Source organism: Burkholderia sp. MS455 (assembly GCF_016899445.1).
GTDB lineage: Bacteria > Pseudomonadota > Gammaproteobacteria > Burkholderiales > Burkholderiaceae > Burkholderia > Burkholderia pyrrocinia_C.
The window spans coordinates 2437117-2453078 of the sequence record NZ_CP041778.1 but is presented as its reverse complement, the minus strand read 5'-3'; the positions used below and the strand labels follow the sequence as shown (position 1 = coordinate 2453078).

General features: G+C 55.8%; 12 protein-coding genes and 3 pseudogenes. 5 read left to right on the top strand and 10 right to left on the bottom strand.

From position 1 onward, the window contains the following. The first annotated feature begins 90 nt into the window (after window positions 1-90). Together FPJ27_RS15335 and argP are read left to right on the top strand one after the other, a co-directional pair. Window positions 91-1575 carry a helix-turn-helix transcriptional regulator gene (locus FPJ27_RS15335; RefSeq protein ID WP_239483211.1) on the top strand — a complete coding sequence of 495 codons (1485 nt, stop codon included), beginning with the start codon at window positions 91-93 and terminating at the stop codon, window positions 1573-1575. Between the two features lie 312 nt (window positions 1576-1887). Beyond that, the gene (gene argP, locus FPJ27_RS15330) at window positions 1888-2850 is read left to right on the top strand and encodes an HTH-type transcriptional regulator ArgP (protein ID WP_204421693.1); all 963 of its coding nucleotides are present in this window, start codon (window positions 1888-1890) and stop codon (window positions 2848-2850) included. Between the two features lie 832 nt (window positions 2851-3682). Here the strand turns inward: argP and FPJ27_RS15325 are convergent. The 8 genes from FPJ27_RS15325 to FPJ27_RS15295 all read right to left on the bottom strand — a co-directional run bounded on the left by FPJ27_RS15325 (window position 3683) and on the right by FPJ27_RS15295 (window position 9036). Next, complete coding sequence (locus tag FPJ27_RS15325; protein WP_239483210.1) at window positions 3683-4018, bottom strand: hypothetical protein; 336 nt, start codon at window positions 4016-4018, stop codon at window positions 3683-3685. Between the two features lie 22 nt (window positions 4019-4040). Beyond that, on the bottom strand, window positions 4041-4886 hold the full coding sequence (locus FPJ27_RS15320; protein WP_204421692.1) for a DUF692 family multinuclear iron-containing protein: 846 nt from the start codon (window positions 4884-4886) through the stop codon (window positions 4041-4043). Continuing rightward, window positions 4868-5464: a hypothetical protein gene (locus tag FPJ27_RS15315; protein WP_204421691.1), complete on the bottom strand. Its 597-nt coding sequence runs from the start codon at window positions 5462-5464 to the stop codon at window positions 4868-4870. Before FPJ27_RS15315 ends, FPJ27_RS15320 begins: the two co-directional genes overlap by 19 nt. 2 nt (window positions 5465-5466) lie before the next feature. Further along, window positions 5467-5730, bottom strand: coding sequence for a MoaD/ThiS family protein (locus tag FPJ27_RS15310; RefSeq protein WP_204421690.1), 264 nt, complete (start codon window positions 5728-5730; stop codon window positions 5467-5469). Continuing rightward, window positions 5731-6360 carry a DUF6445 family protein gene (locus tag FPJ27_RS15305; RefSeq protein WP_204421689.1) on the bottom strand — a complete coding sequence of 210 codons (630 nt, stop codon included), beginning with the start codon at window positions 6358-6360 and terminating at the stop codon, window positions 5731-5733. Then, window positions 6360-7106 (bottom strand): ThiF family adenylyltransferase, encoded by a 747-nt coding sequence (locus FPJ27_RS15300; RefSeq protein ID WP_204421688.1) that lies wholly within the window; start codon window positions 7104-7106, stop codon window positions 6360-6362. The genes FPJ27_RS15305 and FPJ27_RS15300 overlap by 1 nt, the downstream gene beginning before the upstream one ends. Before the next feature lie 149 nt (window positions 7107-7255). Continuing rightward, window positions 7256-7381: a hypothetical protein gene (locus FPJ27_RS36820; protein ID WP_275557386.1), complete on the bottom strand. Its 126-nt coding sequence runs from the start codon at window positions 7379-7381 to the stop codon at window positions 7256-7258. Window positions 7382-7653: 272 nt separating this feature from the next. Next, a complete protein-coding gene (locus FPJ27_RS15295) occupies window positions 7654-9036 on the bottom strand; it encodes an amino acid permease (protein WP_275557393.1) in 1383 nt (460 codons plus the stop codon). 1537 nt (window positions 9037-10573) lie between these two features. On the opposite strand from FPJ27_RS15295, the pseudogene FPJ27_RS36540 reads away from it, so the two are divergent. Together FPJ27_RS36540 and FPJ27_RS15290 are read left to right on the top strand one after the other, a co-directional pair. Further along, a pseudogene (locus FPJ27_RS36540) lies at window positions 10574-10737 on the top strand (IS3 family transposase); the annotation flags it as partial. A 1526-nt stretch (window positions 10738-12263) separates the two neighbouring features. Continuing rightward, window positions 12264-12674: a transposase gene (locus FPJ27_RS15290; protein ID WP_204421687.1), complete on the top strand. Its 411-nt coding sequence runs from the start codon at window positions 12264-12266 to the stop codon at window positions 12672-12674. 265 nt (window positions 12675-12939) lie between these two features. Here FPJ27_RS15290 and FPJ27_RS15285 read toward each other — a convergent pair. Then, window positions 12940-13221, bottom strand: a pseudogene (locus FPJ27_RS15285) (transposase); the annotation flags it as partial. A gap of 115 nt (window positions 13222-13336) precedes the next feature. Between FPJ27_RS15285 and FPJ27_RS15280 the strand changes: the two are divergent. Then, entirely contained in the window at window positions 13337-14374 is a 1038-nt protein-coding gene (locus FPJ27_RS15280) for an IS481 family transposase (RefSeq protein ID WP_048985688.1), read from the top strand. A 53-nt stretch (window positions 14375-14427) separates the two neighbouring features. Here FPJ27_RS15280 and FPJ27_RS15275 read toward each other — a convergent pair. Beyond that, window positions 14428-15435: pseudogene (locus tag FPJ27_RS15275) on the bottom strand (IS256 family transposase); the annotation flags it as partial. Window positions 15436-15962: the final 527 nt, after the last annotated feature.

Genomic DNA, 15962 nt, shown 5'->3' with positions numbered 1-15962 from the left:
CCGGCGGGCGTAGTGATCGCAAGAGACATGAATCGCCGATTGAGTTGGGTGGGTGGTCAGCGAGCAAAGCAATGTCAGGGGGGGGGAGAGATGAGCGAAATTGTTCAGGGGGAAAGTATTGCGCGTGGTGGGTCAGTTATGCCGCTTCGCGTCCGTATGCCTTTGGAATGGCTGCGAGAATGCGGTACCCGTGCGATGCGACGCCGCGAGACGTTAGGTCTGACCATTGTTGAGGTGGCGGAGAACATTGGTGTATCGGCTGCGTCGTTGATGCGATGGGAGCGGGGGCATTTGCCTCAACAACTGTGCGGTAACGTGCTAACGCAGTGGGAGCGCTGCCTTGACCTGTCTCAAGGTGAGCTGATGCCTCCCGGCATTCAACCCTTTCAAAGCATCCTCTCGGTACCTTCTAAAAGAATCGATGGGCAAACCGTTGCTGATGTGATTTGGGGCGTCGCACATTACCTCGTTTCTAACGGCTGCGGGGCCGCGGAGCGGAGGTGGGCCAGGCGTGATGCGGAAATCTTTGCGCGGCGCTTCGGTGTATGCGGTCACGCGAATTCGACGCTTGCAATGATTGGAATTCACGTCGGTCTGACGCGTGAGAGAGTCCGCCAAATCTTGCATCAAATGCTCCTGCGGGCACGGCGATGCCATTTTGATATTCCGGCTATTGTGGCGTTGCGCGAAACGTGTCTGTCGTTCGTTCCAGATACACTCGAGACGCTCGACTTGGCGCTCAAGCCATCGTTAGGCGCGATGCTTAGCCTTGTCGATGCCCATCGGTTCGCGCGTGATATTCTGGCCGATCCCTTTTTGCGGATCAGCAAGCCAACCAATGCTTCGCAGGGGAGCCTGGTTATGGCGCTGCGTAGTTCGCAAGGTGACCTTGCATCGACTGGTCAAGCAGTGTCGCGGCAGATTCAGCGGATGATTCGCACGGCGGGGGCGGTTCATATGCCGACCATGATGACACAACTTCATTCGGAATGTGCTTCTGAGGTGGCGGTATTGCGTAAGCGGATCGAATTGACCAAAGGATTTGAATGGTTGGACGCTGCTCATGAGTGGTTTTGGATTCGCGAGGCATCGGGGTGCACGAATATGGCCGTGCTAGTGGCTGAAAAAATGTTTGCCGTAGCGGTGATGCCGCTCAGTGGCGAGGACGTTTTGCGGGGTATGCGACGATATGCGAAGAAAAGTGCGTGGAGGCTACGTCATTACCAGTTCGGAACGCGAACGCTACCCCCGGTTTCGATAATCGAGGCGGTCTTGGCGCGGTTACCATGGCTGCATCGAATGCAGCACAATCGCTATCAGGCCAAGGAGCCATGTGACCTGCTGCAATCCCTCTCGGCAACGGAGCGCAAAATCTGGGAAGTTTCCAGGGATCGTGGCGGCGTTGCTGGTCGCGCCGAGTTGGTCAATTGGCTGGTGAGCGAAGGTCATGTCCGGTTTGACGCAATTGCCGCAACTATGACGACGACGCCGATTTTGGCGCATGTTACGCGCGGGGTCTATGCTTTGTGTGGCTGGCCGACGGCTTTGGGGGAGCGCGTGGGGCACGTCGAGTGACGCGCTAGTCGGTAAGGTGTCTGATGACATTCGTGCCTAGTGCAATGCGCGGGTGTGCGGTTGATCGCATGATCCGAATCCTCGCGTCTGGATTCGCCGCTACCGGTTATACCCGTTGGTGAGTGAGCGCCGGGTATGGTAGTACACCACGGTAGGCCGCCAATAAGTGCAGATCCCTTTGGAACCGCGTTTTATCCGAATCGGGGATTTCGTGCCTTCCAGGCTGCGATGCACGATGAATAGAGGGGGCTGGCTTACCCATATGGGTAAGCCAGGATTAAAATAATTGCGTCTTCTTGACGGAACTGTTCTATGGATCTCGACCCGAAGCAAAGTGCGGCCTTTCGAGCTGTGATAGAAGCAGGCAGTTTTGAGAAGGCGGCGATGCGGCTGCATATTACTCCGTCAGCTGTCACGCAGCGTGTGCGCGCGCTTGAAGCATCACTTGGGGCTCCATTGGTCTTGCGCACCCGTCCCTGTCGAGCGACCGGGCTCGGTCAGCGGGTGCTCCAGCACCTCAATCGTCTCCTGCTTTTGCAAGCAGACTTGCAAGCAGAACTTTCTACCGGACGGCCATTGCCGGTGTCGGTGATTATTGCGGTCAATTCCGACAGTCTCGGCACGTGGTTTTTGCCCGCTTTGTCCTCAATTCTTACCAGCGATCGATTACTGTTTGAGCTGATCGTCGATGATCAGGACCATACTTTTAGTCTATTGGAAAGTGGTATGGCGGTCGGATGCGTCACGTCGGAGGAAGCGCCGATGCGCGGCTGTTTTGCTGCGGCGCTTGGGGCGATGCGCTATCGGTTGATCGCCACTCGCCAATTTGCTGAGAAATGGTTTCCCAACGGGCTGTGTCGTGACGATGCTCGGCGTGCGCCGGTCGTTGCATACTCGCGTCGAGACATGCTGCAGTCGGCAATTCTCCTCAAGAAACTGGGTTTGCCCGACGGGGCTTATCCTTGTCACTATGTGCCAGGAACGCATGCGCACTTCGCCGCAGTACGCAGCGGCCTAGGTTATGCGATGGTGCCGGAACTTGGTTTTGGCAGTCAATCACTCGCCGAACAGGGGCTGATTGATCTTGCCCCAAATAATCCCTTCGATGTTAACCTCTACTGGCACGCGTGGAAAGTTCAATCTCCCAGTATGGAATTGCTGTCCCGGCGGGTTGTAGATGTGGCGCGACAGATCCTCAGACGCGTTGCTCCCCTGATAGAAAGGGCATCGTTTACTGAAGGGGAAGATTGTGCCGCGCCAAGTCCCTTGGACTGATATGACGACATATCGTTGGATGGTCAGAACGAGGGGGCGATCCCATCTATGTTGAGCGGATAGCCCCGCGCCATCTCGAATGCGGGACCTCGAAGAGCGGAGCGTGCGACTTTCGCTGCACGCCTCTCGAGCACAGGCATTACTGAGTTGCCTGTAGTCGTTGGCCTCAGCCTCAACGGGCGGGATATAGCCGAGTGGTTCCATCAGCCGATGATAGTTGTGCCGGGCCACGTGACGACAAATATGGTTGTTCATGTCGGTAATGTTCGGGTATTTCAGTTTCTGACAATGTTTGGCTATATTCGATTGCGCATGCGTTGAGTTCTGCGTATCTGATTGGCTGTTAGGTAGTGGTTATCTCACTATTTCCCTGTTGCTTTGGTGGCGGAGCAAGAATATTCTGGTTTTTGTGATGGGGGTGGTGTGTGTGCTGAAAATGTGTAGTATGGAGATTGGAATTTGATATTTAATGGAGGGCGCGAGATGCGATGTTCAAAATGTGGTGTTGTCCGGCGTATCTGGAATTCGGTGGTCAAGTTTTTTCGGGAGTGTCAGCATGCGCAAATGGTGTTGAATGATATTCGTGTCAACGCATGCATTCGTGACGCCGAAGAGATCGGGTCAAGGAAGGCAAGAATGTCGGCTGACGAAAAAAATGAGGTTTGTCAAGAAGATATGGATCGACAGGCCTCGCGGGTTGTCAAGAGGCGGCGGCGATTGTGAGATCGCTCTCTCGTTTTAGTAATTCGAATAATATCAAAGGTGATAGCGGGGCGGCGCATTTTATAATGCGGGGCTGCGCCGCTTCCAGTTGCAAGCAGATATAACTGCGTCATTTGATGTCGACCGGTTCTGCCGGCAGGCAATCGATCTCGGGAAAAGCTTCGTCCAATGGGGGCCAGTGCGCGAACAGCTCGGACAACGATGCGGTTTGCACGGGTTCGCTGATCAAGCGTCCGTTATCCCGATGGCTGATGGTTTCCGCGACCGAGAGGTCGAAATCGCGTGGGATCGATGCAGTCTGGCTGCGCCCATTGCGGAACAAACGGACATGCTCGCCCATGTCGTCGATTTGGTCGAAGCGGCGAACGTTGCTGCGAGGAGTGTTGTCATAGGCCGCCACGCAATATCCCGTACCATCAAAATGGTTCGTGGAGAAGGTGGGCATGGATTCCCGAGGGGAGCATAGCTTAGTTATCCGTTGTAACGCGCGGTACAAAGCGATGTCGATTGGCGATTTCCTGAAGCCGGGTGATTTCCTCGCTGACCAGCTCGGGTGCAATGCCTGAGCCGATCTCATAGGTGATTGCTCGAAGATTGGGGCAACGGCCAATGGCCGTGTCAAGTAGCGCCAGCACGGGTGCGGCGATAGGTTCGGAGTGAGTGTCGCGATAGCGCCACGCATACTGAGGATGGATACTGCCGCCAGCCACGCGGATTTCGACGGCATGCTCAAGGGGGAGCGCGTTGAGCAAATCGAACGGCTCTCGTGCGCAATAGCGTGCATAAGAGAATACATGGCTAACATCGAGCACGATGCCACAACCGGTGCGATCGGTCAGTTGGTTGAAAAATGCATCCAGCGTCAAGTCGCCCGCAACGAAACTGCAAGACGGAAGTCCAGCCAGGAACGGTATCGCGCTTTCATGCTGGATGGTGGCTATGCCACTGACGGTCTGATCCAGTACGGCCTGGCACAGCACGGGTGGGGCAAAATAGGGGATGTGGTAGGGGCCGATATTCCAGATACCAATGTCTTCCAAGCACCAGACCGCGTCGAGTGTATCACTAATTGCACACTGTGCATGCAAAGCGTCCAGATTGATTCCGACTGCGCCTGCCGGTGCGACGCCGGTAAAGTGATGCACAAGCGGCAGCGAAGTCATGCCCCGAAATTGTCGCGCCTCGGAGTAGGTGAGCAGTCCGACAATTGACAGATGGGACAGACGAGATGTCAACGATTCGAGCAGGGGGGCCAATGGTTGGCCGTAGCCGTGGCGATGCTGGAAGTCGAGACCTAGGCCGATTGCTTGCATGTCGTGGCGTTGTGAAATTTGACGTGGATGGCTTGCTCATGTCGCTGGACGACGCAGTTGACGTCTCGCGCATGGGGCTGGTAGGAGGATGGCTTGTTGAACAGGGTTTCGAAGGACAGGGCAAATGGCGCCGCGAAACACTCGCTGGTCACGTCGCCGTCATGTGACGTGACGTGGGTGGGCCATGGGCTATCGCTTCGAACTGAGGTGGACAATCCAGAGTAGACGCCCTCGATGCGGGCGATCAGCTTGAAAACGGGAGAAGCGTTCGAAAATTGAACGAAATGCAGGCAGAAATCTTCGATCAGTGAGCGACCACGGTGCATCCAGAACAGGTCCGAGCAGGCGTATTCCCGGACGTAAGGCAGGAGTTCGCCCTTGTCCAGCACCCGATTGAGTAGCCGCATATCATTGTGCAGTACAGTTCGGAGGTTGCGTATTCGCGCAGCTTGCTCGACAGGCAGGCGCTTGATAGCCATATGCGCAAGCAAAATCCTCTGCTCATCGGATCCAATAGGTTCGGCGATTCCGGTGTAAAGCGCGCGCAGATAAAGGCGCTGGATGGTTGATGCATCCATGGTTAACCTCCCGCAATGGCAGTCGCAAATGTTACCTGATGACCGTCATGCAGGTGGACATTGATATCAAAAATATGGGTATCGTTCACAAAAAGAGCGACGAAGGATTTTGGCTGTATCCCGACTTCATTTTTCCGGGACGGAACATTGAAGGTTTGATTGCCGATTGATCGAATGTGTTGAAATGCTTGTTGCAGATCGCTTGCCTCAAAATGTAATGTGGCATTGATCATCGAACTCGGCAGGGTAACGGTAATCTTCGCCATTTACAGATAAATTTCGAAATGCTGAGTGAGTCGGCCGCTTGCCGGTTCAGTGCCGAAAATTCCGGTAGAGGCATGAAAGCAGCGTGCCATCAAGATGATGAGTCGATTGAATCGCATCGGCAGTTCACCGATTTGCTCCCAGTTTGACCAGTCTGCACAATAGCGGTGGACCAGATTGGGGAAGGCGGAATCGTTGGTTGCCATATTGAATCGCTCGCTGAGTGAAGCCAGCCAGATGCGATTCATGACGGTCTGCCTACTCAATTTGCACTGATAAAGTCCGATTCCGCCAGTGCAATACTGATTGGGTGTGAGATAAACGCTTGCTGAGTAACGTTGCGCATCATGATGAACGGCATCGGGACGGGTCGATTCGTATTCCTTCAAGGCGAGACGGAATTTACCTTGCTTGAAGTTTCTACCCGGGATTGGGGTTTCGCGATTCCCCATACCGAGTTCGGTCATGATGCCCTGACGTACCGATTCCCAGTCTCGAAGGTCGGTCCATGCTTCGGCGCCTGGGTACATGGCATTGTCCTTGGGGTGAAACTTGAGACTGAGGGCGAGACTCCGAATGATGATGGGGTCGTCGTAGAAGTCGTCGATGATTAAGGTGGAGCGTGCTTTCATCAGTGGTTCGGCTTCATATGAACGCTGGCGGGATGAATTTGCATTGCCGGATGAATGCCTGTGCATGCGCAGGAGGCGCGACGCTGCAGTTTTCGCTCGTAGAATTGATCGTCAAGTGCGTGATAGACGAGTGCCGTATTGCCATTGGTGTCGATACCCAAGATGAGCTTGATGATCTTGGCTGCCTGAAATACACCCATCAGACCGGGCACGACACCGATGACGGCAGCTTCTGAGCAGGTTGGGGCGATATCCGTTGGGGGAGACTCCGGATACAAACAGCGGTAGCAGGGACCGCCATGATAGTTGAGCAGGTCGACATGGGCCTCGAATCGGAAAACCGCTCCTTGGACGACGGGGCGATGGATGGCGACAGCCGTATCGTTGATCAGGTAACGCGCGGTGAAGCTATCGGTGCCGTCCACCAAGATATCGAATGACGAACAGATACGAGAAGCGCTGGTGGTAGCGAGGCGTTCGGCAAATGCCTGGACGTGAATCTCGGGATTCACGCGTCGGAGTGCGTCCGCGGGGGCGCTGGTCTTCAACTTGCCGATGTCGCCGACGCTATAAATAACTTGACGTTGCAGGTTCCCGAGATCGACACGGTCGTGGTCGATAATGCCGTCTGGGGCGTCGAAAAATGGCACTGATTCTTTCAAGAAAGTTTGCGCTGCTTCGACGGGAATATCTCGCGCCATCTGGCGAATCGTCGTCGGATATTCGTTGAATATTTTTGATGGCATTGTAATGATCGCCCCGTGCTGACGGATGACGTATCAGATGAATGCTGATGCGTAGCATTGATTGTGCCGCCGCATCGAATCGAATTGGTGGGGCCCGTACGCAGACGCCACTACGTGCGCTTGCCCTGTTCAATGGGGTTTGGGCGAACTTATTCTTTCCATTCCTTGTCGGAAAGGCAGGGGCTAAGTGTCAGCGTCGGTTCTTGGCTCGACACCTGACTTACGTCGATTTGCTTTTCGTCTTCTTTGAGGGCGAATTGATTTTGCTCAACCATGGTATCTCTTGTTGATGAATTGCAAAAATGCCATTCGTTAATTGAGGTAATTGAAAATGACGAATCAAGATTACGTTGGAGGGGCGATTTCTGTCAAGGTCGGATGTGTTGGTGGGATTGATTGCAGAATTATCTCATTGGCGACGTGTTCACGGTTGAGGCGAAATAAAGAGGGGCGGGAAGTGTAATTTGTGTAAACCCGCCGTAGGTGATTGGGGCGCGTACAAGGAGGCGCAAGTTTCATCGCTCCGCGCATTGGACCCGAGGCCGGACTAGTTGTATGTTTCAGTTCGGCACTGCAAAGCGGAGCGTTTTCGGCTATAACTAAAATAAATGATCAAACCGGAGAGCAGCCAGAGCGTGAATGCGATCCAGGTGATGCGCCCGACATTGGCCATCAGAAATACGCAAGATGCGACCGCCAGGAATGGCACGATTGGGGTGCCGGGGCAACGAAAGGCGCGTGGCAGCGTTGGGTGCGTGTGGCGTAGCACCAGAACGGCAATGGAAACCATGGAGAACGCGCTTAGGGTGCCGAGGTTAATGAGTTCGGCTAAAACATTGAGCGGGACTAGGGCGGCCACGAGCCCGAAGAACAGGCCCACGCTCCATGTTGTGAAATACGGCGTGGCAAAACGTGGATGGATGCGAGAAAAGACGCGGGGCATCAAACCATCGCGGGACATGGCAAAGATAATGCGCGTTTGACCGTAGCTCATGACAAACATGCCAGTCAGCATGCCGATCACCGCACCCAGATCAATGAAACTCGCAATGCGGAATTGCCCAACGGTTTGGAGCGCATAGGAGACGGGGTGGGCGATGCCGGCGAATTGTTGAGACGGCACAATGCCGGTGGCGACTGCGGCAACAGCAATGTATAGTGCAGCGCAAACGAAAAGTGAGCCAATGATGCCGAGGGGTAGGTCGCGCCCTGGGCGCTTGACCTCTTCGGCCGCAGATGAAACGGCATCGAAACCGATGAATGCGAAGAACATGATGGCAGCGGCCCCGACGACCCCGCTTGAACCGTGGGGCATGAATGGGTGCCAATGGGCGGGCGTGACATGGAAGGCGCCGACTCCGATCACGATCAATACGGCAGCTATCTTCAGGGCAACCATTAATCCGTTGACTCGCGCTGATTCCCGAACGCCGATCGACAGGAGCGCGGCGATGATCATGATGATCAATAGCGCGGGCAAGTTTAAGAGCGTGAAAGCATGAGGTATGGATCCTGGTGCTGCTGTGAGTAGCGTGGGTAGTCTCAGTCCCCATCCGGCAAGCAGCGATTGCAAATAGCCGGACCATCCAACTGAAACGGCGGATGTGCCGAGGCCATACTCGAGCATTAATTGCCAGCCAATTATCCAGGCCGGGAGTTCTCCCAGTGTCGCATAGGAGTAGGTGTAGATCGAGCCGGCAACGGGAATCGTCGACGCAAACTCGGCATAGGCGAGCGCAGTCAGGCAGCACGCCGCGGCGGCAATCAGGATCGATACAATCAGGGCGGGTCCGGCTTGAGCTGCGCCTATGCCGGTGAGCACAAAGATGCCGGTCCCAACGATCGCTCCGATGCCAAGAAAGGTCAGGTCGAGGGCACCAAGGGCCTTTTGAAGTCGGGGAGTGTGCGCGGTGCCGGCTCCCGCTATCATGGACTCGATGCTTTTGCGGCGAAATAATGAGGCAATCAATTTCTTCAATTCCGTAAGGTGATATTGAGGGGGCGGGTCGGACGGCGGAGTCTCGGTTGAAGACCTAAAAATCGCGGCGAGCGAATCAGTGGACATCCCAACTGGCGGGATGTGGGAGTGCGATATTCGGTCGTTTTGGGTATTGTGTATGACAGCGGCAGGACCTTGAACGGTGGCCGAAATGGTGGGTGTCCATCGATGCCATGAGTGACTTTGATGGCGGGTTCCGGTAATTCTAGAGGAGCCGATTGGGTGGTGGGAGCGTGCGCGTAAATTTGAGATTTTTCTTTGAAGATGACTATCGCGATGCGGCATGCCTCTCGTGTCATGAGATTCGGCGGACCACTCCAGGTCGTGTTCCACCATCAGGTCTGTTCGAAATCAGAATCTCCCTTATTTCCGTTGCTATTCGTCTCGGGGGGGGGGGGGGGCTCTTTAGTGGAGTGACTGACGATTCCCGTGCGGTGCAAGCGGTTCTAGTCTTGCCAGCGTCGAGTTGGCCCGCTTCGCTGACGATCTCGTCGTGCTGATCGACGCCCACCGGAGCCATGACGGGTTGCTTTGGGGGCGGTAAGCAGGGGCTGTGCGAGGAGTACGATAGCATGCACTTCGAGGTAAGCGGGGAGAACAGTTGCACCGTGGATCTACGATACAAGACGCGCTTCGGCTTTCCAGGGTTTGACTTCCGTCAATTCCGTAACTTGTGAAAACGAACGCGCCGCACGTCGAAGCTGAGCTGGCGTGCGAGCGTCACTGCACAAGTTCAAGAAGGTGTTCTGGCGACACCAATCGCAGTTTCGTCGGCTACGAAGTCCTGCGTATCACTGCACGAGATGCTGTACGTGATGTCGAGCCAGGGTCATCTAAACGCTGCATGTGCTCAAACTGAATCGGCATGACACTGTGCGTGTCGACCCCATGTAGATTAAGAGAATTCTTGCGCCCGTTGTTTAGTTTGCCGCGCACAATTCGCACATATTTCATTGCGGACGTTTGCGAGATGCGATGGTACGAAATAGTGGCGGCGCAAGGCGGCTTCGAGCTGCAGAAGTCGGGGGTGGATGGGTGGGCCAGGATGGTGCGAGTCCGCGGTTGTTGCTCCGTTGGTGCAAGCTGAATTCGTCGGAAGTTGGTCAGCGATCGAGGCTGGCGAGGGGGCATGTTGACGTGGGGTGACGCGCTCATGCAGATTCGTGCGTTGCTAGGAGTGCTTGGCCTGAAGCCCATGGAGAAGATACACACTGCGAAGCAGGTGAGCAATGGCGCATCCGTCGCTGGTGGGCCGGTCACAGAGGGCGGATTGTGAAGTGCTCGGCGGGTCGCAACCGGATATGTCGGCGCGCGTGTCGTATTCGGTGATGTGATACGGTGTCCAGCCAATTGCTGGGTTTTTCAGCGCTTTGCTTGACCTGGCCAAGGAGAAACTCATCCCATATCAGGAGTCCTTGAATTAACTTGCAAGACTATCTGTCAGATCAAGTCTGGGCTAATACAAACGAAACGTGACTGCGGCGCGTTCATGCCGAAGTCGGATGCAGCGACCGCTGCCCGTAACTTGGCTGGTGTGTCTGAGCGTTACAAAGCGACGCATCTTATCGTGCGCTCAAATTCTACTCACCTCGTCAAGTTTCGTGTTCGAGGGATTCCTCAACTTTGGCGTAACGTAGTGCCGAGGGTTGCAGGGGAAACTTCATCTTCTGTCAAATCTAACGGTAGAAATTTTTGATGTAATTCCAGACATCTTCGACAGTTGCGGAACTGCTTTTGTCGACCCAATTCGTCATATGTTTTCTCCTCCAGCTCGCCAAAAACGGACATCGCGATAGCGTTGCCCGCGCAATTTCCCATGTCGATTGACGTCGGGATTGACGCGTTTAGTTTGGCGGAAACTCCGTCAGTCGACGCTTCCCTATTGATATTCCTGGCCAGAATGTTTGTCCCTTGAAGGCGTCTACTCAAAGAGCCGTCACCACGGGCATTGAGTGCAAGTCGTCGATCAATCGGAGGTCTGGAACTGGTCCAGTGATAGATCGGACCCGTGGCCACGGCCAACCAACCTTGGTCTGCGAGAATATCGGGTGTCGAAAACTGCGACTTGGTGGCTTGCTGATATCCAATTGCGATCGGTAAGTCTGTGCAGGCTCAGGCTGCATGTCAACCGAACAATGTGGTATGGGATAGCCGCGAGGGATTGCAATTCGTTCTCTTGCATAAGCGGCTTAACCTGATTCTTGTCGCCAATCTCAATGCCTTTTCGTAATCGAGAAAATTCTGGGCGCGTGCGTATGCGATGGCGGGTCTTGACGGTGGGCGGGTCAAGCGCTAGCGAGGGCGTCCTCCCAGACTCGGTCCGAAACGGATTGACGTTCTGGACGATAGCAAGCATGCAGATCGGTGTAGCTTCAGCGCCAGCTGACGGGAGCCGATCCCACAGATGGGGCATTGCGCCAGAAGATTCTCGGCGCGGTGGTCGTCACAAGGTGGATGGTATGCCAACGAAACGTGAACACCGTGAGTGTTTTTTCCTATTGACCGTTTCGCAATGTTTCGCCAAAAAAATCGTTATAGGGACATGTTCTTGGGTTCGAGCCGCCGGATCCATGTCACGTCGATAAGATTCTGTAGGTTGAAGCATTGAGCGATCAATGGTCGTCAGTTTTCGATGTTGGTGAGGCGCTCATCTCCCACCCCCAATCCCCCCTCTGCCATCAGAGCCTCAGAATTTCTGCTGAGGCGTGCGCAAACTGATTTGCTAGAAGTGAACCGCGAACCAGTGGAACTTGTTCCAACATCATTTGGTACGGTCGCGGGGGAGGCGCTCGCGAGCGGGGATGCCGGCATCTAGCGACTGCAGTCCGGATTCGCGGACCCTCCATCGGGCAGGCTTCCTGCTGAAAAGTCAACTGATACGGTACGTCACAGATCAGTATTCCTACATATCGGAATGGTGCCTTCCTTCGCTATAATCGCTTGACATCGCAATGCCGACTGAGACGGGATTCATGGGGTGCGTAAACAACAAAGAATCACGATCATCTGGGTTCGCATTCCGTATGTTCTGCATCGGACTCGTCTGATTGGTTCCGGCCACTTGGCCTAACTGTCTTGGCTATCTATGCATATGAGACGTTGCCGGAAGCGAAGCGCGGCCAAGGTGCAAGCGTCAAATCCGATGGAAATCGTCAAGCGTGCGTAACCGCAAGCATGGCGCGGCTGATATCGTCGAAGCTTTGCAAATGATGGACCGTGGGGAGTCTGCCCATGTTGTCTGTGCACAGTGGAAAATTAGTCTGTCGACGCTCTACGAATGGCGTAATCTTTACCGAGGCATGCCGTTTGAAGCAGTTTCACGCCTCGAGGATTTGCGCCGAGAGAACGCGGTGATGCGCCAGCGGCTGAATCGATATGAAAAAGATCGAGACATCTTAATGGTGATTCTGCAACACCAAAATCTTGATGTCAGCACGCGCTGCTCTATGGTGACCTGGCTGATCCAACATTACCATATTGGTGTTTCGAGAGCCTGTGAGTTGACGGGTATTTCTAGAACCTTGTTTTTGTCGCGATCGCAACCCGAAAAATTGGAGACGGGGGAGTAGGGCTCGGCATAAATTTGATATGTTGTGCCAGAAAGGTAGGTGAAATATTGTGGCGTCGAAAGCATGCTGAGTTGGCAATCACGTCGAGGGGCTCCCGTCATTGGAGGGACTTATCGGTGGTCGCGGTCGATCGGGTATGAACTGAGTCTTTCATGTTAAGGGAGACGCAGTGCCTGGACGACACATCAACGATCATCAGATGAGGTTCGACATGATGAAGTACGAGCTAATGTCAAATGTGGTGTACGACAGTCGAGCAGCATGATCAAGCGGCAAGCGGTTGAGCAGGAGCCGGTGTGCTCTCGGTCACCGGTGTTCCGTCCTTGAAGGGCACGCCGTTCAAGATCTGTTCGATTTTGTCGACACCGCGAATGCGGCGCCATGATTCCTCTGCTGCTTCGATGAGCTTGAAGGCCATGCCGAGGAAGGTCGCGCGCGACAGACAGTTTCGCGTGCGGGTCGTGCGGTGGCGGACCGTCGCGAAGGTCGACTCGATCGGATTCGTCGTGCGCACATGCTGCCAGTGCTCGGCCGGGAAGTCGTAAAACGTGCGGTGGACTAGACTAAATCTGACAGTGGTTGGTTTTTCATGCTGGCGCGCATTGGCGCGAAGGGCGTAGCCCGTAGCGGCAATGCGCGCCGCGAACAGCAAGGAGTCCACCATGACTCAGGAGCAGAAGGTAATTCGTGCCAAGGTCGGCATACTCGAGTTGGCCCGACAGCTCGGCAACGTCAGCCAGGCCTGTCGCGTGATGGGTTACTCGCGCGACAGCTTCTACCGATTTAAGGAACTGTACGATCGAGGCGGTGAAGCTGCGCTGCAGGAGATTTCCCACCACCGGCCACTGCTCAAGAACCGCGTGGATCCGCAGGTCGAGGCCGCCGTTGTCGAACTGGCCCTCGAATTGCCAGCCTACGGTCAGGTGCGTATCGCCAACGAGGTCCTCAAACGGCATGCGCTGTCCGTCTCGCCCCAAGGCGTCCGTAGCATCTGGTTGCGCCACGATCTGGAGACCATGCCGAAGCGCCTGAAGGCCTTGGAAGCCAAGTCCGCCCAGGAGGGGTTGGTGCTGACCGAGGCGCAGCTCGTCGCGCTCGAACGAGCCAAGCACGAGAAGGAAGTGCACGGCGAATTCGAGTCCGAATGTCCGGGCTACTGCGGCGCGCAGGATACGTTCTATGTCGGCAGCCTCAAGGGCGTCGGCCGTGTCTACCAGCAAACTTTCGTCGATACCTACTCGAAGGTTGCGTTCGCCAAGCTCTACGATCGCAAGACACCCTTGCCGGCGGCGGACCTGCTCAACGATCGCGTTGTCCCGTTCTTCGACGGCTTCGGCATTCCGCTGCTACGCGTGCTGACAGACCGCGGCACCGAATACTGCGGCAACCCCGAGCATCACGAATACGAGCTGTATCTGGCCTTGGAGGACATCGACCACACCCGAACAAAGGCCAAGTCGCCGCAAACCAACGGGATCGTCGAACGGCTGCACAAGACCATGCTCAACGAGTTCTATCGCATCGTCTTCCGCAAGAAGATCTACGACTCGATCACCACCTTGCAGACGGACCTTGATGCGTGGCTCGACCAGTACAACAATGAACGAGAGCATCAGGGGCGCTGGTGTTACGGCAAGACGCCGATGCGCACTTTCCTCGATTCGCTCGATCTCGCCAAGGAGAAACTCATCCCCCATTGATGACTCGTTCTTTGTCGGCCCGACTACCTGTCAGATCAAGTCCCGGCTAATACATAAAACGCGAGCAGCTCGTCGCGATCCTTCGTGACCTTCTCGACAGCTTTCGGATATTTGGCCGTATAGGTCGCGACGAACTGATCGTAGGCGACGATCGCATCGGCGCGCGTCGCGGCGTTCCAGATCTCCGCGAGCGCGGCCTTGGCCTTGCCCTGCTGCGACTTCGGCAACGCGTTGAGCACGTTGCCGATCTTGTGAAACCAGCAGCGCTGGTGCCGCGTCTGCGGGAACACTTCCTCGAGTGCCGCCCACAAGCCCATCGCGCCGTCGCCGACGGCTAGCAGTGGGCCGGCTTGTAGACCGCGAGCCTTCAGATCGAGCAGTAGCTCGACCCACGAATCCTTCGACTCGCGGTAGCCGTCGGCGAGCGCGACGCGTTCCTTGCTGCCGTCTGGCTTCACGCCGATGATCACCAGCAGACATTGCCCGTCGGAATCCTCGCTGCGCGCCCCAGTATGAATGCCGTCGGCCCACCAGTAGACCCAGCGGGCCGCCGACAAGTCCCGATTGTTCCATTGCGCGAATTCGTCCGCCCAGATCGCTTTGAGACGAATGACGGTATTTGCCGACAGGCCTTTCGCCTGGTCGCCGAGCAATACGCTGAGCGCTTCGCTCATGTCGCCGGTCGAGACGCCGCGCAGATACAGCCACGGCAGCGCCGACGACACACGCGGCGACTTGCGCACGTAGGGCGGCACGATCTCCGAGTTGAACTTTACCCCCGAGCCCGAGCGATCGCGGACCTTCGGCACCTGGACCGTTACCGGTCCGATTGCCGTGACAACGTCTCGCTCAGGCAGATAGCCGTTGCGCACGATCGCCCGCCGGCCGTCCAGCGTCTTCACGTTCGAATATTGCTCGAGCAATGCCTTCAATTCCGCCTCGATCGCTTGCTGGATAATCTGCCGCGCGCCTTGCTGGATCAACTCGTCCAGGCCGACGGGCCCCTTGAATTCTGTTTCCGTTGCTTGACTGTCGTTCGCTTCCCGATTACGTTTCGCCATGGTGGTGGATTGGTTGCTGGGTTCGTTACCTTGGAAAGCAACATTCTCCTGCAATCGCCACCGCCTCCCGCCGATTCCGCTCCACACCGCCGTACACCACTTCCGACATTAGCTCATGAAGTACAGGCTCAAGGAAGGACCAGCTCCAGCGGCTGCGCGCCGGATTTGGGCAGCTGGGCGTCACCGTGGCCGGTGTCGCGCTGGAACATCGCCTGTATCCTTTCGCCTGGCTGTCCTGCTTGGGCTTTGAACGCGCTCTGGGCACTCGGTGGAGTGTTTGGCTGGCCCGGCGACAATTGGCAAGATTGTTCATCTGGCCGTCGCGCGTGCCAGTTTCAGCCCCACGAGCCGGGGCGCCGCCCGTCTATTTTGTCACCGTCTGGCGACGACAATGATTCGCCACGGTGTCTTGATCGCGAAATAGCCGAGGTCTTGCGACACCGTTCACCGGACAGTCCCGCGATCTATGCAAAGGTCGCGCGCTCGTGGCCCACGGCGGGGAGGTGCGATATGACTGCGATCCGCGA

Excerpts from the sequence above, each read along its gene's own strand:
- FPJ27_RS15325 (WP_239483210.1), bottom strand. The coding sequence starts at position 4,018 with ATGCCCACCTTCTCCACGAACCATTTTGATGGTACGGGATATTGCGTG.
- FPJ27_RS15295 (WP_275557393.1), bottom strand. The coding sequence starts at position 9,036 with ATGATAGCGGGAGCCGGCACCGCGCACACTCCCCGACTTCAAAAGGCC.
- FPJ27_RS15315 (WP_204421691.1), bottom strand. The coding sequence starts at position 5,464 with ATGGATGCATCAACCATCCAGCGCCTTTATCTGCGCGCGCTTTACACC.
- FPJ27_RS15310 (WP_204421690.1), bottom strand. The coding sequence starts at position 5,730 with ATGGCGAAGATTACCGTTACCCTGCCGAGTTCGATGATCAATGCCACA.
- FPJ27_RS15300 (WP_204421688.1), bottom strand. The coding sequence starts at position 7,106 with ATGCCATCAAAAATATTCAACGAATATCCGACGACGATTCGCCAGATG.
- FPJ27_RS36820 (WP_275557386.1), bottom strand. The coding sequence starts at position 7,381 with ATGGTTGAGCAAAATCAATTCGCCCTCAAAGAAGACGAAAAGCAAATC.
- argP (WP_204421693.1), top strand. The coding sequence starts at position 1,888 with ATGGATCTCGACCCGAAGCAAAGTGCGGCCTTTCGAGCTGTGATAGAA.
- FPJ27_RS15280 (WP_048985688.1), top strand. The coding sequence starts at position 13,337 with ATGACTCAGGAGCAGAAGGTAATTCGTGCCAAGGTCGGCATACTCGAG.
- FPJ27_RS15335 (WP_239483211.1), top strand. The coding sequence starts at position 91 with ATGAGCGAAATTGTTCAGGGGGAAAGTATTGCGCGTGGTGGGTCAGTT.
- FPJ27_RS15305 (WP_204421689.1), bottom strand. The coding sequence starts at position 6,360 with ATGAAAGCACGCTCCACCTTAATCATCGACGACTTCTACGACGACCCC.
- FPJ27_RS15320 (WP_204421692.1), bottom strand. The coding sequence starts at position 4,886 with ATGCAAGCAATCGGCCTAGGTCTCGACTTCCAGCATCGCCACGGCTAC.